The sequence below is a fragment of the Shewanella sp. Koi 1 genome (assembly GCF_052907445.1).
This window is the reverse complement of sequence record NZ_JBREJM010000001.1, coordinates 3,648,542-3,668,057: the sequence shown is the minus strand read 5'-3', so window position 1 is coordinate 3,668,057 and position 19,516 is coordinate 3,648,542. Positions and strand designations below refer to the sequence as shown.

The following is a 19,516-nucleotide window of genomic DNA, read 5'->3' as shown; positions in this document are numbered from 1 at the left end:
TACCTTCACAGGTTTATTTGAATGGTCGAACCTGCAACAGTTTTATCTGAGGTTAAATGCATATTTATCAAAGTGATGCCGTGAGTTGGCTTTCAACACTCGCTGATGCGAGTGTTGATCTATTAGTCACCGATCCCCCTTATGAATCCCTAGAAAAACACCGTAACATTGGTACTACGACTAGGCTAAAGATTAGCAAATCATCTAGTAATCAATGGTTTAATGTGTTTCCCAATGAACGTTTTGAGGATTTGTTAAAAGAGATATATAGAGTTTTAAAAAAGAACTCACACTTCTATTTATTTTGTGATCAAGAAACCATGTTTGAGATCAAACCGATAGCTGAGAGAGTTGGTTTCAAATTTTGGAAACCTATTATTTGGGACAAGGTCACAATAGGAATGGGGTATCACTATAGATGTCGTCATGAGTACATTCTTTTTTTTGAAAAAGGAAAGAGGAAGCTCAATGATTTGGCTGTGCCTGATATACTCGAATGCAAGAGGGTTTATAGAGGTTATCCCACAGAAAAACCAGTGAACTTACTTGAAATTTTGATTTCTCAAAGCAGTGCCGTCGGGGATTTAGTGGTTGATCCATTTTTTGGCTCTGGCTCGACATTGATAGCTGCAAAAAATTTAAATAGAGCTTACCTAGGTTGCGATATTTCAGATTTGGCTCATGAGTATTTTATGAAACGAGTCACAGTACCTTACTTGCCAAGCAGTGCATGTATAGAGTCGGACTGATTAGTAATTTCCTTTACTTAACACATCACAAATTATCCCAGAATACACCTTCCCCTGCGAAGTTGCCGCGGGGCGTTGGAATAAATTGCGTGAGTCCGGTCATGGATGACCGGCTAGCTTTCGCAGGTACAGGGACGTTGCCTTCGGAAGCGATAGCTATTTATCCATAAGACCAAGGCCAGTCTCTAAAGCATGTAACTTCGCTAGGGGCGGCAAGGGAGATCCAAGAGGGAATTGCTGTTGATCCCCTCTTGGTCGGGTGTGGGGTGAAGCCCCACGACTTTGATTTTGACTTTGATTTTGTGTTTGGCTCAGATATTTAAACAAATTTAAAACTTAAGGTTTCTTAGTGGCCTAACGTAAATGCCTAAATATACCGTCGAAAACTATCCCAAGGCTTTAGTCAAAGCCGAAACAACATTGGTATTAGCAGCCAACTCTGCGTAAACTTTCGCTCCCATGTTTTTATTGGTGTTGCGATGACCATTCCTAAGCCTTTTTCTTCCACAGAGTCTTCCCCTGAGTCGTTAACCTTTGCCGAGCTTGGCGTCAATGCGGCGTTATGTTCGGTATTGCCTGCCGCGCTCAAGCATCCGACACGGGTACAGCAATTAGCGATTCCGGCGATTCTTGCGGGGCGAGATGTGTTAGCGCTGTCGCAAACCGGTAGCGGTAAAACCTTGGCTTTTGGATTGCCCTTGCTACAAGCCATCCATCAACAACTTCAGCAGCAAGTGGGGGTAGCGGGGGCTGAGTCAGTGCCATCTTTGGCCAGCAATGCGCAGGCTTTGGTGTTAGTACCGACACGGGAATTGGCGCAGCAGGTAACGATAGCGCTGCACGCGCTGGCGAGTAAGTTATCGTCTTCTTTAAATATTCAGCTCCTCTGTGGCGGCATCGCGCAGGAAGAGCAATTAGCCGAACTTGCCGCTAAACCGCAGCTTATCGTGGCCACCCCTGGGCGTTTATTGGATTTATGCACGCAGTCCCATATCAGTCTCGACTCGATTAAATACCTAGTGCTAGACGAAGCCGACCGCTTATTGGAAATGGGATTTTGGCCTGATGTGCAAAAGCTGATGGCAATAATGCCTAAGCGTAAGCAAAACTTACTGTTTTCAGCCACCTTGCCAGAGGCGTTGGATGCCTTGGCGGGTAAATTGCTGACCAACAATCCCCTACGGGTTGAGGCCAGTACACGCAATGCTGTCGCCGCCGACATCGAAGAGCGGCTGTATTTAGTCAATAAGGGCAGTAAGGCGCAGGCATTGATTGCGTTACTCAAACAATATCAATGGCCGCAAGTGCTAGTGTTTATCAGTGCTCGGGATGATGCGGATGCGATAGCGAAACGACTGTTTAAGGCGGGGATAAATGCTGCTGCGCTGCACGGCGAAAAAGATCAAACCGTGCGCAGTCAAACCTTGGCAGACTTTAAAGCCAATCGCATTCAAGTGGTGGTGGCGACGGATTTAATGGCCCGTGGTATTCATGTCGATGCCTTGCCTGTGGTGATCAACTTAGACTTACCCATGAGTGCACCTGTATATGTGCACCGTATTGGCCGCACCGCAAGGGCGGGCGCCAAAGGGCTTGCCATCTCTTTGGTGTGCCATGGTGAAATGCCAAGCTTGACCGCGATCCGCAGCTTGACGGCGCGTGAGTTACCGTTAGCATCATTGGCGGACTTTCCTGTGACCGATAAGCCGAGCGAAAGAGTCAGAGAGGACGGTACCGAGAATAAAGTGGCGCCTAAGCGCCCACCTCGTGATAAGCAGGCGAATCGTCGCAGTCTTAATAAGCACAGCATCAAAGCCTTTAAAGGTAAGCGTTGAGAGTGAGCCTGCGCTGCTTCCCTTAAACCGCTAGCACTTATTCGCTGCTGTTTACCTGTTTCCAATGGGCGAACTATATAGCGAGTTTAGGGACTTACTCACATTAGCGGTTTATTCACATTAAAGGAGCTGGCATGGCGTCGACATTGACGATAGGTAACGCACTTCACCATATGGTAAATCACGGTTTAACCACCCAACGTTTTACGCTTCGAGCATTTCAGCGAGCGGATCTCGAAGCTTTTACCGCCTATCGAGCCGAGCCTAAGGTCGCCAAATATCAAAGCTGGACGGATTACTCTTATAGCGATGCCGTCGCGCTATTCGAGAACATGGATTATGCACAATTTGGCGCGGCGGACACATGGTTTCAATTGGCGATTGTCTCTGAGGCATCGGCAGCGACGCCTGCCATCTTAGTGGGCGATGTGGCGCTGCATTTTATCGATGAGCAGCAAATGGAAATCGGCTTTACGATTGCGCCTGAGTATCAAGGCCAGCAGATTGCGTTTGAGGCCGTCAGTGCATTGCTGGGTTATCTCTTTGTGGAATTAGATAAGCATCGTGTCATTGCGATAACCGATGTAGACAATCTTGCCTGCTGTAGATTACTTGAAAAACTCGGCTTTCGGCGCGAAGCCCATTATGTGAAAAACATCTTCTTTAAGGGCGCATGGGGCGATGAATACCTCTATGCCATGTTAAGGGAAGACTATATTGCACCTTAGCTGGCTCGAAGCTCACTAGGCTTTAAGGCAAGTTCTGAATGTCGTTTGGCTTCTGCTTGCTATCTCAGTAAAATCTTAAGCATGATCAGTTGAGTCACTTGGCTGCGAGGTTCGGCCTCGTTCGGATTAAGGAGTTCCCTATGAAAGCAACATCACTCGCCTTAGTGGCGATTGGACTCACGTTAGGATTATCGGGCTGCGCGACCACTAAATCGCCTACGGGGCGTGGCCAAACCTTGCTGTATTCGGCTTCACAGATGCAGCAAATGGGGGATGCTTCTTTTGAAGAAATGAAAAAGCAGCAAAAGATCAGCAGCGATAAAAAGCTCACCCAGTATGTAAATTGCGTGGCGAATCGCGTCACCGCAGTGCTACCCGATCAAAGCCAGAAGTGGGATGTTGTCTTGTTCAACTCCGAACAAGTGAACGCCTTTGCATTGCCTGGCGGACACATTGGCGTGTATACGGGCTTGCTTAACGTCGCGAGCACTCCTGACCAACTGGCGACCGTATTAGGCCATGAAGTGGCCCACGTCTTAGCCCAGCACGGGAATGAACAGGTCTCACGGGCGCAGATGACGGGCATGGGGATGCAAATCGCCGATGCCGCCCTTGGCGCGAGCGGCGTTTCAAACCGTGACTTATATATGTCGGCCTTAGGACTAGGTGCGCAGGTTGGGGTGATTTTACCCTTTGGTCGCGCTCAGGAGAGTGAGGCGGATGTGATGGGGCTGGAGTTGATGGCGCGTGCAGGATTTGACCCAGCGCAGAGCGTAGTGCTTTGGCACAACATGTCGAAAGCGGGCGGTAGCCAAGGGCCAGAGCTGTTATCGACGCACCCATCAAACAGCAACCGCATCGCCCAACTCGAGCAATTACAGGGGCAAATGCAGCCTTTGTATCAGAGCGCAAAGGCGAATATCAAAAACCAATGCGTGTTGCCTAAATAGCCATTCAGTGCGTGGCGCTCGTTTAGAGGCAGGCCTTATCTTGCCGCAATTAGGCGCTATTGCTGGATAAATACGCATCGGTTACGTAAAATCGCCGCCAAAGTTAAATAAGCAGTCAGTTTATCAGCATAGGGCGTGGAACTATGGTAAACTGGCGCGCAAAATTCCATTGAACATTGAGAGTCGTTAATTATGTCTGATAAATTCAGTACTGTTGAACAGCAAGCAAGCTATGGTGTAGGTCGTCAAATGGGCGAGCAACTGGCTGCTAATTCTTTTGAAGGTGTGGATATTGCTGCTGTTCAAGCAGGTTTAGCCGATGCATTTGCTGGCGTTGAAAGCGCTGTATCTATGCAAGATATGCAAGTTGCATTCACTGAGATCAGCCGTCGTATTCAAGCGGCTCAAGAGCAAGCTGCTGCTGCGGCTTCTGCTGAAGGCGAAGCCTTTTTAGCTGAAAACGCTAAGCGTGCTGGCGTGATCGTGACTGACTCTGGTCTGCAATACGAAGTATTAGTTCAAGGTAGCGGTGCAAAACCAACCTACGAAGACACAGTGCGTACTCACTACCATGGTTCTTTCATCAATGGTGATGTGTTCGACAGCTCTGTTGTTCGTGGTCAACCAGCTGAATTCCCAGTATCTGGCGTTATCGCTGGCTGGACTGAAGCGCTGCAACTGATGCCTGTAGGTACTAAGTTAAAATTATTCGTTCCACATCACTTAGCTTACGGTGAGCGTGGTGCGGGTGCTTCTATTCCTCCATACTCAACCTTAGTGTTTGAAGTCGAGTTATTAGACATCGTCTAATGTGATTGAAACGCCTAAGCCAGTCTTAGGCGTTTTTGTATGGAAGTGATGAACAGGTTTGAGGAGATTGAAATGGGTGGACAAGTGAGAGTTGCAATTGTCGGTGCGGGTGGACGCATGGGACGGACTCTTATTGAATCGGCTTATCATCAAGAGCACATTCGCTTAGGGGCCGCCATCGAGCGTCCTGGTTCAAGCTTAGTTGGCGTGGATGCGGGCGAGCTTGCCGGTGTGGGCAAGTTAAATGTCCTAGTGATGGATTCGCTCGACTATGCGACTGATGACTTTGATGTGCTGATTGATTTTACTGCGCCAGAGGCCAGTATTGTCCATTTAGACTGGTGTGTGCGCCATAAGAAAGCCATGGTGATCGGCACAACCGGTTTCAATCATGCTCAAAAAGAACAGATCAATGCCTTTGCCGAGCAGACGCCGGTAGTGATGGCGCCGAATATGTCAGTGGGTGTCAATCTGATGTGGAAATTGCTCGAGTTGGCCGCAGAGGTCATGGGCGATTACACCGATATCGAAATTATCGAAGGTCACCACAGATATAAGAAAGACGCGCCATCTGGCACTGCGCTAAAAATGGGTGAAGTGATTGCCAAGACCTTAGGTCGTGATCTTGAAAAATGCGCCGTCTATGGCCGCGAAGGGATCACTGGCGAGCGTGACCGTGAAACTATTGGTTTTGCGACTGTGCGCGCGGGCGACTTAGTCGGTGAACATACCGCTATGTTTGCCGATATCGGTGAGCGTTTAGAGATCACCCATAAAGCCTCTAGTCGTATGACCTTTGCTAATGGCGCTATGCGTGCCGCCCATTGGTTAGTGGAGCAAAAACCGGGTCTGTATGACATGCAGCAGGTATTAGGTTTGAATTAACAGAAAAAACGCCATATTGGCGTTTTTTTTTGCACTCAGATACCAAGGTGTAGACGAGTTTGGATTTATCCTGTAAACTCGCTGGAATTTGTCAAAATTTCGTAAATAAGCGGAAATTGGTATCTTAACATAGCATAAAAACATTATATTTCAGTGGCTTGGCTCTTTATGGAGGTCGCGTTGACAAAGTCTGCCTTACTCGTACTCGAAGATGGAACCGTATTCACTGGCACAGCAATTGGTGCCGATGGTCTCTCTGTTGGTGAAGTTGTTTTTAACACTTCCATGACAGGATACCAAGAAATTTTAACTGATCCCTCTTATTCACGCCAAATAGTAACTTTAACCTACCCCCACATTGGTAACACTGGTACCAATAATGAAGACGTCGAATCCAATGGGGTTCATGCTTGTGGTTTAATCATTCGCGATCTTCCACTCGTAGCAAGTAGTTTCCGCAATCAGCAAACCCTCAGTGATTATCTCAAAGCAAACAATGTTGTTGGCATCGCAGATATCGATACTCGTAAATTAACTCGAATCCTCCGTGAAAAAGGTGCCCAAGCGGGTTGCATCATGGCGGGTGCTGACTTAGATGAAGCGAAAGCACTGGCTGCGGCTAAAGCCTTCCCTGGTTTAAAGGGCATGGATTTAGCAAAAGAAGTGACGACTGAGAAAGCTTACCCATGGCGTAAAGGTAGCTGGCGTTTAGTGGGCGGTTTGCCTGAAGATACTCCAGCCGAAGCGCTGAAGTACAAAGTCGTTGCCTACGACTACGGCGTTAAGCAAAACATTCTGCGCATGTTGGTTGACCGTGGCTGTGACGTCACCGTTGTTCCAGCAAAAACACCCGCAGCTGACGTGTTAGCGATGAACCCAGACGGTGTGTTCCTCTCTAACGGCCCTGGTGACCCAGAGCCATGCGACTACGCGATTGAAGCGATTCAACAAATCCTGAAAACCGATACGCCGATTTTCGGTATCTGTTTAGGCCACCAATTACTGGCATTGGCATCAGGCGCGAAAACCTTAAAGATGAAGTTTGGTCACCACGGTGCTAACCACCCAGTGAGCAATATCGAAAAAGGTAACGTGATGATCACCAGCCAAAACCACGGTTTTGCTGCCGATGAAGCCACATTACCTGCCAATATCAAAGTGACTCACAAGTCACTGTTCGATGGTTCACTGCAAGGTATCCATCTGACGGACAAGCCTGCGTTCAGCTTCCAAGGTCACCCTGAAGCTAGCCCTGGTCCGAACGATGCGGCCCCACTGTTCGATCACTTTATCGAGCTTATTGAACAATACCGTCAGAACGCTAAGTAATACGCAAGCTAGGAGAAGAGAGAAGCAATGCCAAAACGTACAGATATAAAGAGTATTCTTATCCTAGGTGCAGGCCCGATTGTCATTGGTCAGGCGTGTGAGTTTGACTATTCAGGCGCTCAAGCCTGTAAAGCCCTGCGTGAAGAAGGTTACCGCGTCATTCTGGTGAACTCTAACCCTGCCACCATTATGACCGACCCTGAAATGGCCGATGCCACTTACATCGAGCCAATCCAATGGGAAGTGGTACGCAACATTATCGCTAAAGAACGTCCTGATGCGATTCTGCCAACTATGGGCGGCCAAACCGCACTGAACTGCGCCCTTGAGCTTGAAGCTAAAGGCGTACTGGCTGAATTCAACGTTGAAATGATCGGTGCAACCGCCGATGCGATTGACAAAGCAGAAGACCGTAGCCGCTTCGACAAAGCCATGAAGAGCATTGGCTTAGAGTGTCCACGTGCGGGCATCGCCCACAGCATGGAAGAAGCCTATGGTGTACTCGACCTCGTTGGTTTCCCTTGTATTATCCGTCCATCATTCACTATGGGTGGCTCAGGCGGTGGTATCGCCTACAACAAGGAAGAGTTCGAAGAAATCTGTTCTCAAGGTTTAGATTTATCGCCAACCAAAGAGCTGCTCATCGACGAGAGCTTAATCGGTTGGAAAGAATACGAGATGGAAGTGGTTCGTGACCGTAACGACAACTGTATCATCGTGTGTTCTATCGAAAACTTCGACCCAATGGGCGTGCACACTGGCGACTCTATTACCGTTGCCCCAGCACAAACTCTGACAGACAAAGAATACCAACTGATGCGTAACGCCTCTATGGCGGTACTGCGTGAGATAGGTGTTGAAACAGGTGGTTCTAACGTACAGTTTGGTATCAACCCGAAAGATGGCCGTATGGTTATCATCGAGATGAACCCACGCGTATCACGTTCATCGGCACTGGCGTCTAAAGCAACGGGCTTCCCAATCGCGAAAATCGCCGCCAAGTTAGCGGTGGGTTTCACCCTCGATGAGTTGATGAACGACATCACTGGCGGCCGTACGCCAGCGTCATTCGAGCCAGCCATCGACTACGTCGTGACTAAAGTACCTCGCTTTAACTTTGAAAAGTTTGCCGGATCAAACGATCGCTTAACCACTCAGATGAAATCAGTGGGCGAAGTGATGGCAATTGGCCGTACTTTCCAAGAGTCACTGCAAAAAGCCCTGCGCGGTTTAGAAGTGAGCCGTCACGGCTTTGACCCAATCACTGACTTAACCAAAGCCGATGCACTAGCGCGCATTCGCCTCGAGCTGAAAGAGCCAGGCTGTGACCGTATTTGGTACATCGCCGACGCTATGCGTGCGGGTTTAACCCTAGATGAAATCTTCCGTTTAACCAACATCGACCCATGGTTCTTAGTCCAGATTGAAGAGCTGATTAAGCTGGAAGGCCAAGTGGCCGAAGGTGGTTTAGCCGGTCTTAACGAAGAACTACTGCGTAAGCTTAAGCGTAAAGGTTTTGCCGATGCGCGTCTGGCGGCGGTCCTTGGCGTAAACGAGACTGAAGTCCGTAAACTGCGCGACCGTTTCGACATCCACCCAGTTTACAAGCGCGTAGATACCTGTGCGGCTGAATTTGCCACCGACACCGCTTACATGTACTCAACCTATGAGGAAGAGTGTGAAGCGAACCCATCAGACCGTGAGAAAATCATGGTGTTAGGTGGTGGTCCAAACCGTATCGGTCAAGGTATCGAATTCGATTATTGCTGTGTGCACGCGGCATTAGCCCTGCGTGAAGACGGTTATGAAACCATCATGGTTAACTGTAACCCTGAAACCGTTTCTACCGACTACGACACTTCAGATCGTCTGTACTTCGAGCCTGTTACCCTAGAAGACGTGTTAGAAATCGTCCGTATCGAGAAGCCAAAGGGCGTTATCGTACAGTACGGTGGTCAAACTCCGCTGAAACTGGCTCGCGCCCTCGAAGCGGCAGGTGTGCCAATTATTGGTACTAGCCCAGATGCGATTGACCGCGCTGAAGACCGTGAGCGTTTCCAGCAAGCGATTCAACGTCTGGAAATGAAGCAGCCTGAAAACGATACAGTCACCACCGTTGAAGGTGCTGTGATTGCCGCCGAGCGTATCGGTTATCCATTAGTTGTTCGTCCATCCTACGTACTGGGTGGCCGCGCGATGGAAATCGTTTACGACCAACAGGATTTACTGCGCTACTTCAACGAAGCGGTAAGCGTATCTAACGCTTCGCCAGTACTGTTAGACCACTTCCTAGACGATGCTATCGAAGTGGATATCGACGCAGTGTGTGACGGCGAAACCGTGGTTATCGGCGCGATTATGGAGCATATCGAGCAGGCGGGTGTTCACTCAGGTGACTCAGGCTGTTCACTGCCTCCTTACACCTTAAGCCAAGCAATCCAAGACGAAATGCGCGTGCAAGTACGAAAGCTTGCGATGGAGCTGGGTGTTGTCGGTCTGATGAACGTACAGTTTGCCGTGAAGAATAACGAAATCTACATGATTGAAGTTAACCCACGTGCAGCGCGTACCGTGCCATTCGTATCGAAGGCTACTGGCGTGCCGTTAGCTAAGATTGCCGCCCGTGTGATGGCGGGTCAAAGCTTGAAGGTGCAAAACTTCACTCAAGAAGTTATCCCACCTTTCTACTCAGTGAAAGAAGTGGTACTGCCATTTAACAAGTTCCCTGGCGTTGACCCACTGTTAGGCCCTGAAATGCGCTCAACGGGTGAGGTGATGGGCGTGGGCGATACCTTCGCCGAAGCCTATGCTAAGGCGCAGTTAGGTGCGACTTCTGAAGTGCCTAAGTCTGGTCGTGCACTGTTGTCTGTGCGTAACAGCGACAAGAAACGTGTTGCCGACTTAGCCGCTAAGCTGATTGAGCTAGGTTATCAAATCGATGCCACCCACGGTACTGCGGTTATCCTAGGTGAAGCGGGTATCAACCCACGCTTAGTGAACAAGGTACACGAAGGCCGTCCACACATTCTTGACCGCATCAAGAACGGTGAGTACACCTACATAGTGAACACCACCGAAGGCCGTCAAGCGATTGAAGACTCTCGTCAATTACGTCGCGGTGCACTGCGTTACAAAGTGAACTACACCACGACCATGAACGCCGCATTCGCCACTTGTATGGCACACGCTGCGGACGACCGCACTAACGTGACGTCAGTGCAAGAGCTGCATCAGCGCGTATTGGCAAAATAAGCCATAAGCCTCTGCCATCAAAAGGCCGGATAACTTAGTTATCCGGCCTTTCTTTTTGCACTCAATACCTTGTACTAAAGATTTATTGTCCAACGCGCTCGGTTTCCATTGGCGGCGCATCATTGGGCAGCCAGCGGTGATAAATTTGTGCAAAGGTGCCATCGGCCTTGATGTCGATAAGCGCCTCTTTCCATTGTTCTATTTCTTTGTTGGGGGTTCCCTTCGAAAACGAAATGTACAGATGATTTTCGCTGATAGTGTAGAGGGATTTGACCTCATCCATACTCGCGCCCGCTTCGGCGAGAATACTCGGTGCGGTGAGGTTAGTATTGCACCATAAATCGATACGCTTTTTCATTAGTTGCTTCGCGCTCAGTAACGGCGTGGTAGAAGGGGCAATATTGGTAAACTGATGCTCCATTAATAATTGATCTTCCACGGAAGAGCGATATACACCCACGGCTTTCGCCTGCTTGGCATCATCAATCGAGCTAATCTTGAGTTGGCTGTCTTTCAGGGCGTAGAAGTTAATCGTCCCCGTGGCGATAGGGCCTATCATGCTGAACAGTTGTTCCCGTGCTGGCGTTCTGGTCATGGCAAACAGCACTGTATTAGGTTGCTCCGTCATAATCTTCCAGCCGCGAGCCCAGGGAACAACCTTGATGGGATCCTGATTATTCACGCGCTTTTGAATTTCTTGCACCACTTGTACCGCTAAACCATCGGGTTTACCGTCGACGGAAAAGCTAATGGGAGCCCATTCTTCGGTATAAATACTGAGGGCGGCAAGCGCCCGGTACGGAAGAATACACAGGCACACTGCAAGTAGTAAGTGTGTGACAAACTTCATTAATCACCCTAAAAATGAAACGGTTATCGGCAAGTCTCACGGCATGCTCTCAATGAAGTAAAGTTGATAAGCCCTAGGCTATCAAGGCGGCTCAGAGGTATTTGTAGGTTGTGATGGCGCGATGGCTTCTAGTCAGCGGCACATAGATAGTGAATTTCCCCTGCTACGAGTGCAGGAGCGGGAAGGGAAAAGAGACTTAGCAATAAAAAGAGCGCCCAAGGGCGCTCATATCCGCTGACACTTGCGAGTTACTGGCGATACACATCTCGCAGTAGATTATCGAGGCAAGCCACAACCCGCATACTCGAGTCTTCCATAGCATGTAACTGCTTTACCATGTCTGCTAAGTTGCCTTTCTGTTTTGCAGCCAGCGCCGCTTTACCCGCATCGTGCACTGCTTTATGGGGAGCGTCGAGGGCTTTAAAGTTGCTTAAATGCTGATAATTTTCCGCGCCAAATCCTTTGAAATACCATTGCCCCAAGCGGCACTCTGTATGGGAGTTCACGCTGTGGTTATGTTGATTCTTCTCAATTAATTGATACACATGGCTCTTCCATACTGCGTGGTCGAGTTTAGTGGTATTTAAAAACGAAGCGGTCGCCGCATTGTGGATGACCTGCTGCATTTTGTGGGAGCGTTGGAGTACATCTTCAACCACTTGGCCGATTTGAGTCGAAGAGGAGGCGACATCGAGGGCGCTGTTTTGATTGTTGTGCACAATTTCTTTGATATTCGACGCCTGTGCCACAATCTGTTTTACCAGTTTTTCAATTTGGCTACTGGCCTCGTGGGCCTTGCTGGCGAGTTGTCTTACCTCGTCGGCGACCACGGCAAAGCCTCGGCCAGCTTCTCCCGCACGAGCCGCTTCGATGGCGGCATTGAGGGCGAGTAAGTTGGTTTGCTCTGAGATGCCTTGAATGGCGGAGACAAACTGATTAATCGATGAGGTAGTGTTATTCAGCTCGGTTACGGCATCCATACTGTTGGTGGCTTGTTCGTTGATGTCAGTCGCGCGGCTGCCTAAATTGGCAATTGCTACCCGTGTTTGATCAAATATTTTGTCTAATTCAGACAGCGCAGCCTGTTCTTCGGTGAGTAATTCGGCGCTGCTGGCTAGGCCTTCTCTCACTGCATTTAACATCTCGCCGCCTTGGTTTTGGCAGGCGATGACTTCGCTATACAGATCAATATGCTGACGGGACTGTTGCTGCATGGCCTCGTTTTCTCTGGCCATGTTTTTTAACTCTTCAATTTCCAATTCGTGTCTGTGTTGTTGATCCATCAGCCGCTGTTTAAGCGCTTCGTTTTCTGCTTTGAGTTTGGAATGAAACCACATAAAAAACCTCTAAACCTTTGTCGATATTGTTATGGCAGCAGCTTGTTCGCCGATTAATGGGCGATTCCTGTGAGGCAGGTGTTAAATCAAAATGCGGCTAGTAAAAGCGTAATCTACCCCAGCATTTTATTCTTATCATTTTCTTAATAAACAACAAATTTATGAACTGGCGCAAATAACGGACCTCAACCAGAGGGGAAGACAGAGCGATAAATGCCTTTGCCTTCCCATGGTGGTTTTAAGCTATGACACCAATCTGTGCGTCACAGCGGCATTTGACTGCAAACGCTGTGACGATTTGTTAGATGACAATCGACCTATGCCGTTGGTAAGTCGAGTATCAGAGTGGCAATACTAAAGTAAACCAGCACACCAATGATATCGGCTATTGAGGTGATAAGTGGCGCGCTGGCTGAAGCTGGATCCATTTTTAACTTGCTGAGTAAAAAGGGCAGTGACATACCAATCAGGCTGCCAATGATCACCACAATTTGCATGGTCAGTGCGACGACGAGGGCAATTTCAGGGCCGCCGCGCCAGAAACCGAGCAAGGACACCGCCAGTGCCATGCTGGCACCGAGTAATCCCGCAACCCCTAACTCGCGCGCTAGCAGTGTGAGCCAATCCTTGAGTATCACTTCGCCCGTGGCTAATCCCCGCACCATTAAGGTAGCGGATTGCGAGCCAGCATTACCGCCGCTGTCGATAAGTAAGGGCAGAAAGAACACTAAAGACACATAGCTCGAAATCGTATCTTCGAAAAAGGCGATGCCCGCCCCGGAGAAGATATTGCCAAAGACCAAAATCACCAACCAGACCACGCGCTTACGGTAGAGTAGCCCTATGCTTGCGGTCTTTAAATTGTGTTCGATATTGCCGATGGCCGCGGTTTTGGTGAACTCGAGATCGGCCTGTGAGCTGGCAATATCCATCGCATCGTCATAGGTCACAATCCCGACCAATTGCCCCTTACCATTGATGATGGGCAGGGCCAGCAGATCGTAATGGGCGATCATCTGCACCGCTTCTTGGCATTGGGCGTTGGCATCCAAGGCAATAGGGTTGGGCTTCATAAAATCGACCACCCGTTCTTCTGGTTGAGCCAGCAGTAATTGCCGTAGCGAGACTGTACCAATTAAGCGTCCCAACATATCAACCACATAGGCTTGATATATGGTTTCTTTGTCGGCGGTTTCCGTGCGAAGCATATCAATCGCCTGGGCGGCGGTATGTCGACTATTGAGTAAGGTGTAATCCGATGTCATCGCCGCACCGACCTTGGTTTTATCGTAGGCGGCTAAGGTACGCAGATCTTCCCGTTTAGCCTGCGCTAACACTGGCAAGAAGAGTTTTTGCTGCTCGGGTTCAAGCAGATTGTAGAGATCGGCGCGCTCATCCGCCGCCATCGTCAGTAATAGCGACGATAGTGTCGCTTTATCAAGCTGTTGCACTAATGCGGCTTGCTGCTCATCGCTTAAATAGCGCAGTAAATCGGCGGCAACTTTTGCCGGTGCCAGTTGCAAAAACACTAATTGCTGCGACTGACTAAAGGTGCTGAGCGCGGTGGCAATGTCCGCGGGATGGCGCTCTTTGGCCAAGGCGACCATGCTCTCGCTGTCGCGTTGTTCTAGGATGATTTGCAGGGCTAAGATGATTTGCTTAGTGTTTTTTTGGTTGTTGTTCATGTTCATAGGTCATTCTCCCAACGAGCTATTAGCCAAAGAAAAAAGTGATATCAGCACCGAATTGCTGGGCGTTTCCCTTAAGGTCATTGCCTAGGCTGAACTCGAGTTGCAACTGTCTTTTGAGTAACCATTGATAGGCAAGACGGTAGGCGTGTGCCTCGGGTGCTTTGCGATAAATTTCGCCGATCCATTGCTGATCTTCGCTCTGCGCTAAGGCAATGGCGATGCCTGCGATCAGTTGTGGCGACTGAGCCGCGTGTTGATAAAAGCCCAAATTGCTATAGAGGCGTAAATCCCGCTCCGCCATCTGATATCCCATAATGCCGAGCACTTCTGTGGCAATGGGGTGTGGCTCTTGATGATGGTGTTGCAGATTAATAGCCAGCGCGCTCTGCCAAGGGCCAGTGTCGATAGACAAGGGTAATTTAATGCCCAGCTCGGCTTGCTGTTGGTTCTTGCTGCTGTCTGCTTGTTCTTCAACGCTTAGATGTTGATGTTCAAGCCCTAAGTGCCATTCCCATTGTCCTTGGTTGCAGGTTGCCGCCGTTTTGAGTGCTGTCGCAGAGTGATCCGATCTAGGTTGTTGCCAGCCGAGTTGCAGCTCGCAACGCTCGGCGATGCCAGGATCATCAACGTCCAGTAAAGAAGCGTTCGCTGTGACGCTAAGACATAGCCCAAAGAGGGCCAAAGGTTGCCGGGCTAAGGTGGATGTATGTTTGATATAAGCCATAGGTAAACTCCCAAAGTAAGGGAGGCCTACTGGGGCAAAACATGGGTGAAGATGTATTCAATGGTCAGCACTTTCCCTCCAGCCAAAGGCCGGATAAAACCAATAGCCGAGCGCAAGCATAAGCTGATTGGCCATGGGGAAAGGCTTAAATTGAATATATGGGAGTGGAGTGAGGAAGCGTCACGCTACTACCCTGCCTAGCAGGTAGCAGCAAAAACATTGCGGGCTAGTGCTAGGTGTTTAATCCTGTCACTTGGACAGGGCATCTACTGTCACTTATGTGTGTGCCCACAGTGGGTCTCCGCAATGATAAAAGTGGCTAGATTCTAAACCGCAAAAACGCAAAGTCAAACCCGAACGCCAATTGGCTATGTTTATGTTTGAATTTGGTTTTTATTCTTGAGTGAATTGAGTTAGTTGGTTTTAATCTTGTTGCGCCTTGGTGGTTAAGTGTTCTCATTGGGTGTGGCGATTGTTGGTTTTATGGGCTTTCTTGCCTAGGTCGCTGGTGGCAATGAGCATGCTGTGATTGATGATCAAATCGATTTAGGTATAACCTTGGGTATCACGCCTTAAAATGGCATCTCTTGCCTAAGTCATTGGGGAAATAGGCCATTTTGATGCGTAAATCCGTTAAAGGCGCTGTTGATAGCATGATTTGGCTAAAGAGGAATAATACCGTGGCGCAGCATTCCCCAGAATGGTCGAGTTCGACCGAGGCGACGCAATCGAATATTAAAATTGCGACCGTGAATCTATTTAACTTTATCGAGCCGCCCTCAGCCTTTTATGATTTTGAGAATATCTATAGCCACGGCCAATGGCAGAAAAAGTGCCAGTGGTTTAGCGAGTTATTGAATCAACACCATCCGGATATTGTTGGGTTTCAGGAGGTGTTTAGCCCCGAACCGTTACGCCAGCTTGCGCTGCAGCAGGGACTCACTCACTTTGCGGTGGTCGATAGTGCAACCTTGGTCAGTGACTATATCTACCAAAGCCCTGTGGTGGCGTTGGCATCTCGCTTCCCAATCCTTGAGGTACACGCTATCGAACCAGAGGCGCACTTAGTGTTGGCGATGGGTCTGTCGAGCGAATTTAGCTTTAGCCGTAAAGTGTTACGGGCAACGGTGGAGGTGCCGCAGATTGGCCCCTGTGATTGCTATGTGGTGCATTTTAAATCTAAGCGGCCGGGATTGGCTTTAGAGCCGCATCCTTTGGGCTTGTCGTTAAATGCGCCGTCGGATCTTAAGTTACACGCCGAGACTAAGCTATTAACCGAACAAGCCCTCGGGCGTTGGGCCTCGACCATGCAGCGGGGCGCCGAGGCGGCATTGTTGTTCCATGCCATACTCGCCAGAAGACAGAGTGCCAAACATCCGGTGATCCTGATGGGGGATTTTAACGATAGTTTGTCCTTAGGCGCGTTGGATGCGTTAACCCTCCAAGGCGAAGCGCTGCACAGTAACGATATTAAAGCCGCTGGGCTTGGGCATTTATCCGATGCGGCGTTAGCGCAAGTGTTTGCCCACTATCGATTACAAGATGCCTATGAGCTGTTTATCGAAGCCAATTTAGCCGATAACGCTATCCATTACCGTGAGCATAGGGCGCCCACCCATTACTATGGCCCTAAAGGATCAGTGCTGGATTATGTGTTGCTCTCCAATGAGTTTGATGCCAGCGATAGCCGCAGTTTGGCGCAGGTGGTGGATTATCAGACCTGCGATAGACACTTAGTCAGGCCCGAATATGAGCGCGATGCCTATAGTACTGACCATGCGCCCGTGATGGTGGAGTTGGCACTGCGGCGTTAGCGGTTCGAGCCGCTGCTTGTGTATAGAGCGGCTGATGCCTTAATCATTCGGTTGAACACTCAATATCAAACCTAATTGAAACCAAGCTTGCAGCGCTTGCAACAGCTGCTGCATGGCCTCTTCTGGCGTAAAAAACGCCAGCATCAATTCACATTGCTCGGCAATATTGGCGCCGTGAATAAATCCTTGAATCAAGGCGAATTGGTATTCAGCGAGGGAAATAAATTCCGTTAAACGGCTTTCACCGCGCCAGAGTAACCAAGCGCGTTTACTTTGATAATCGGGCGCGGGCGGGACTTGTTGATGCTTTAAGGCTTGCCAGGTTTCGACCGCATTGCTGGCACACTCAAAAAGCTGCACGCTAGGGTGAAAACGCAGTTGGCAATAGGGCCAAGCATCGGCGGGTAAGGATTGCAGCGCCGCAAAACTCGCGCGCTGTTCATCCTTGGCATCGAAGGTGTTGAGTAGTCTGCGCTCGAATCTGGCAATATCGCTGATAATCGGATACTGGCTAAAAAAAGCGTCGCTGGCTAAGTAGTCGGGCAGGGCATCGGCAAATTGGCGTAACGAAGTAAAACGTGAGGGCTGGTGGGCGATATAGCCATTGGCCATGCGCGCAAATAAGTCATCGCCCAAATACAGACCGAGTATTTCATGGTCGGTATCGAGGACTTCGGTTAAGCGAATGCGATAGGCATTGGCGTAAATCTGCATGCGGATATCACGGCCTACGCCGCCTTGCTCGGCAACTTTGTCACTAAAGGATTTTTCTATGGTTTCTGGTATCGGCGTTTGGGCGGCGCTTGCCAGCAGATAATCCATAAATTGCTGTTGGATCTCGCGAAGTTGACTCATACCACCGTCTCCTGCCGCGGTCTGTAAACCAGAGGATGTGACTCGCCTAACGTGGTGCGGGCGATGTTACGGGCAATCGCCAACTCGGCTTCCAATGCATTAAATTCGGGGATATTGGCATCGCGCTCAATCATAGTGCTGACGCCGCCAAAGCGGGTTAATGCCTGCCGATACAGCTCCCAGACACTGGGGCAAACATCGTGATCATGGGTGTCGATAACATAGTCGCCGTAATCCGAGTGACCCGCTAGGTGAAATTGTTGCACCCGATTAGGCGCGATTTGCAGCAGATAATCCTCAGGGGGGAACTGATGGTTACGGGCGCTGACATAGATGTTGTTGATGTCTAACAGCAAGAGGCAATCAGCCTCCTCGGCTACTGCGTTAACAAATTGCCACTCATTCATGGTGGAGCCTTGGTAGGACAAATAGCTGGAGACGTTTTCCATCAGAATGCGGCGGCCTAAAAAGTCCTGCACTATGCCGATGCGCTCGGCCACGTGTCTCACGGTTTCTTCGGTGTAGGGTAGGGGCAATAAGTCATGGCTATTGATGCCGTGGATGGAGGTCCAGCAAATATGATCCGAAATCCATTGGGGTTGTACTTCATTCGCGAGTTGTTTGAGCGCCTTAAGATAATCCATATTCAGTGGATCTGTGCTGCCGATGGATAAAGAAACGCCGTGCATCACCAGTGGATAACGCTCGGCAATCTCACTCAGGTAATAGCGGGGTTTTCCGCCTGCGACCATAAAGTTTTCCGAGAGTATCTCGAACCAGTCGACTTCGGGCTGATGCCTAAGCACATGGTCGAAGTGCTGGGTTCGCAGCCCTAAACCAAAACCTAGGGTGGGGTGAGTGAGACGCTGTTTATCCATGTATCAACCTCATGATGACTGAGTAGCTGAAGCGGTCCAGATTCCGACCGCTTCTTCCTCTGTGCCAAGCTTGCGGATGAGCCTTAGGCGCCGACTTTACCGCCTAAGTCGCCACAGGCTTTGGCTGGGGTGGCAACAAAACCACTGCCTTTACAGCTGGCGTGTCCGGCGCAGGCATTGTCAGCAGTTTTACAGTCGTTATGGCCTTTACAGGTATTGATGCCATAGCAGTGCACTAGCTCGGTATTGGCGATTTTGCCCACCCAATCATCGGCGACTTTGCCACCGACATCGCCACAACTCTTGGATGGCATAGCCACAAAACCACTGCCTTTACAGCTGGCGTGTCCGGCGCAGGCGTTATCTGCGGTTTTACAGTCGTTATGGCCTTTACAGGTATTCACGCCATAACAGTGGACGAGGTCGCTACTGTCGGCGCTGGTCAGCGGTTCTGCTGCACTTACTTGGCTTGCCATACCGGCCATGGCCATAGCAAGTGCTGCACCTGAAAGTGCGGTTTGGGCTTTCTTATTCATGGTCTCTTCCTTTGCATTCTGACTACATGAGTCATCTTGTTGATTAGCTTGCTTTTATAACGACAGCACCAATAGGCAGCATATAAAGCGGATGGATAAACACAGGAATAAGCCTAGTTGCTTGTGCAGCTTTTGCTTAAGTCCTGTTACTGGGATAAGACCTTAAGGGGCGAGAATATCTTTCAGCAAAATCCTGTTTCTCTCGTCGAAAATCGTGCTGGTTTGCCAAAAATCGGCTGTGGTAAGTGGGTTTTGCGGCGAAAACTAAGCTATGATCGCCATCACTTAGCGCG

The 19,516-nt window shown here is 49.5% G+C and carries 16 protein-coding genes; 9 read left to right on the top strand and 7 right to left on the bottom strand.

Annotation, left to right across the window (positions count from 1 at the left end; all coding sequences use genetic code 11):
- The first annotated feature begins 56 nt into the window (after nucleotides 1-56).
- The 8 genes from ACUZ8J_RS16255 (at nucleotide 57) to carB (ending at nucleotide 10,538) form a co-directional block, all read left to right on the top strand.
- A complete protein-coding gene (locus tag ACUZ8J_RS16255; RefSeq protein WP_446694361.1) occupies nucleotides 57-749 on the top strand; it encodes a DNA-methyltransferase in 693 nt (230 codons plus the stop codon).
- A gap of 479 nt (nucleotides 750-1,228) precedes the next feature.
- Nucleotides 1,229-2,584 (top strand): DEAD/DEAH box helicase, encoded by a 1,356-nt coding sequence (locus tag ACUZ8J_RS16250; protein ID WP_446694360.1) that lies wholly within the window; start codon nucleotides 1,229-1,231, stop codon nucleotides 2,582-2,584.
- Between the two features lie 134 nt (nucleotides 2,585-2,718).
- Nucleotides 2,719-3,312, top strand: a complete 594-nt coding sequence (locus ACUZ8J_RS16245; protein WP_446694359.1) for a GNAT family N-acetyltransferase — start codon at nucleotides 2,719-2,721, stop codon at nucleotides 3,310-3,312.
- Nucleotides 3,313-3,452: 140 nt separating this feature from the next.
- Complete coding sequence (locus ACUZ8J_RS16240; RefSeq protein ID WP_374918266.1) at nucleotides 3,453-4,262, top strand: M48 family metallopeptidase; 810 nt, start codon at nucleotides 3,453-3,455, stop codon at nucleotides 4,260-4,262.
- Nucleotides 4,263-4,454: 192 nt separating this feature from the next.
- Entirely contained in the window at nucleotides 4,455-5,072 is a 618-nt protein-coding gene (locus tag ACUZ8J_RS16235) for an FKBP-type peptidyl-prolyl cis-trans isomerase (protein WP_055647162.1), read from the top strand.
- 72 nt (nucleotides 5,073-5,144) lie between these two features.
- Nucleotides 5,145-5,957, top strand: a complete 813-nt coding sequence (gene dapB / locus ACUZ8J_RS16230; protein ID WP_055647169.1) for a 4-hydroxy-tetrahydrodipicolinate reductase — start codon at nucleotides 5,145-5,147, stop codon at nucleotides 5,955-5,957.
- A gap of 168 nt (nucleotides 5,958-6,125) precedes the next feature.
- Nucleotides 6,126-7,286: a glutamine-hydrolyzing carbamoyl-phosphate synthase small subunit gene (gene carA, locus ACUZ8J_RS16225; protein WP_086903371.1), complete on the top strand. Its 1,161-nt coding sequence runs from the start codon at nucleotides 6,126-6,128 to the stop codon at nucleotides 7,284-7,286.
- A gap of 27 nt (nucleotides 7,287-7,313) precedes the next feature.
- Nucleotides 7,314-10,538: a carbamoyl-phosphate synthase large subunit gene (gene carB / locus ACUZ8J_RS16220; RefSeq protein ID WP_446694358.1), complete on the top strand. Its 3,225-nt coding sequence runs from the start codon at nucleotides 7,314-7,316 to the stop codon at nucleotides 10,536-10,538.
- A gap of 82 nt (nucleotides 10,539-10,620) precedes the next feature.
- Here carB and ACUZ8J_RS16215 read toward each other — a convergent pair whose 3' ends face one another.
- From ACUZ8J_RS16215 to ACUZ8J_RS16200, 4 genes are all read right to left on the bottom strand, one after another.
- Nucleotides 10,621-11,388 carry a substrate-binding periplasmic protein gene (locus ACUZ8J_RS16215; RefSeq protein ID WP_446694357.1) on the bottom strand — a complete coding sequence of 256 codons (768 nt, stop codon included), beginning with the start codon at nucleotides 11,386-11,388 and terminating at the stop codon, nucleotides 10,621-10,623.
- A gap of 248 nt (nucleotides 11,389-11,636) precedes the next feature.
- Nucleotides 11,637-12,725 (bottom strand): methyl-accepting chemotaxis protein, encoded by a 1,089-nt coding sequence (locus ACUZ8J_RS16210; protein WP_011621760.1) that lies wholly within the window; start codon nucleotides 12,723-12,725, stop codon nucleotides 11,637-11,639.
- A gap of 317 nt (nucleotides 12,726-13,042) precedes the next feature.
- Nucleotides 13,043-14,416, bottom strand: coding sequence for a magnesium transporter (gene mgtE, locus ACUZ8J_RS16205; protein ID WP_249554256.1), 1,374 nt, complete (start codon nucleotides 14,414-14,416; stop codon nucleotides 13,043-13,045).
- A gap of 22 nt (nucleotides 14,417-14,438) precedes the next feature.
- A complete protein-coding gene (locus ACUZ8J_RS16200; RefSeq protein WP_374915764.1) occupies nucleotides 14,439-15,140 on the bottom strand; it encodes a hypothetical protein in 702 nt (233 codons plus the stop codon).
- Between the two features lie 680 nt (nucleotides 15,141-15,820).
- Between ACUZ8J_RS16200 and ACUZ8J_RS16195 the strand changes: the two genes are divergently transcribed.
- Nucleotides 15,821-16,954, top strand: coding sequence for an endonuclease/exonuclease/phosphatase family protein (locus ACUZ8J_RS16195; protein ID WP_446694958.1), 1,134 nt, complete (start codon nucleotides 15,821-15,823; stop codon nucleotides 16,952-16,954).
- 39 nt (nucleotides 16,955-16,993) lie between these two features.
- Here the strand turns inward: ACUZ8J_RS16195 and ACUZ8J_RS16190 are convergent, their stop codons facing one another.
- The 3 genes from ACUZ8J_RS16190 to bufA2 form a co-directional block, all read right to left on the bottom strand.
- Entirely contained in the window at nucleotides 16,994-17,809 is an 816-nt protein-coding gene (locus ACUZ8J_RS16190; RefSeq protein WP_446694356.1) for an HvfC/BufC family peptide modification chaperone, read from the bottom strand.
- Entirely contained in the window at nucleotides 17,806-18,687 is an 882-nt protein-coding gene (gene bufB, locus ACUZ8J_RS16185; protein WP_446694355.1) for an MNIO family bufferin maturase, read from the bottom strand. Before bufB ends, ACUZ8J_RS16190 begins: the two co-directional genes overlap by 4 nt.
- An 83-nt stretch (nucleotides 18,688-18,770) precedes the next feature.
- A complete protein-coding gene (bufA2, locus tag ACUZ8J_RS16180) occupies nucleotides 18,771-19,223 on the bottom strand; it encodes a BufA2 family periplasmic bufferin-type metallophore (protein WP_249554264.1) in 453 nt (150 codons plus the stop codon).
- Nucleotides 19,224-19,516 lie beyond the last annotated feature (293 nt).

Coding starts and splice junctions, on each gene's coding strand:
- ACUZ8J_RS16255 (WP_446694361.1), top strand. CDS start 57: ATGCATATTTATCAAAGTGATGCCGTGAGTTGGCTTTCAACACTCGCT.
- ACUZ8J_RS16250 (WP_446694360.1), top strand. CDS start 1,229: ATGACCATTCCTAAGCCTTTTTCTTCCACAGAGTCTTCCCCTGAGTCG.
- ACUZ8J_RS16245 (WP_446694359.1), top strand. CDS start 2,719: ATGGCGTCGACATTGACGATAGGTAACGCACTTCACCATATGGTAAAT.
- ACUZ8J_RS16240 (WP_374918266.1), top strand. CDS start 3,453: ATGAAAGCAACATCACTCGCCTTAGTGGCGATTGGACTCACGTTAGGA.
- ACUZ8J_RS16235 (WP_055647162.1), top strand. CDS start 4,455: ATGTCTGATAAATTCAGTACTGTTGAACAGCAAGCAAGCTATGGTGTA.
- dapB (WP_055647169.1), top strand. CDS start 5,145: ATGGGTGGACAAGTGAGAGTTGCAATTGTCGGTGCGGGTGGACGCATG.
- carA (WP_086903371.1), top strand. CDS start 6,126: ATGGAGGTCGCGTTGACAAAGTCTGCCTTACTCGTACTCGAAGATGGA.
- carB (WP_446694358.1), top strand. CDS start 7,314: ATGCCAAAACGTACAGATATAAAGAGTATTCTTATCCTAGGTGCAGGC.
- ACUZ8J_RS16215 (WP_446694357.1), bottom strand. CDS start 11,388: ATGAAGTTTGTCACACACTTACTACTTGCAGTGTGCCTGTGTATTCTT.
- ACUZ8J_RS16210 (WP_011621760.1), bottom strand. CDS start 12,725: ATGTGGTTTCATTCCAAACTCAAAGCAGAAAACGAAGCGCTTAAACAG.
- mgtE (WP_249554256.1), bottom strand. CDS start 14,416: ATGAACATGAACAACAACCAAAAAAACACTAAGCAAATCATCTTAGCC.
- ACUZ8J_RS16200 (WP_374915764.1), bottom strand. CDS start 15,140: ATGGCTTATATCAAACATACATCCACCTTAGCCCGGCAACCTTTGGCC.
- ACUZ8J_RS16190 (WP_446694356.1), bottom strand. CDS start 17,809: ATGAGTCAACTTCGCGAGATCCAACAGCAATTTATGGATTATCTGCTG.
- bufB (WP_446694355.1), bottom strand. CDS start 18,687: ATGGATAAACAGCGTCTCACTCACCCCACCCTAGGTTTTGGTTTAGGG.
- bufA2 (WP_249554264.1), bottom strand. CDS start 19,223: ATGAATAAGAAAGCCCAAACCGCACTTTCAGGTGCAGCACTTGCTATG.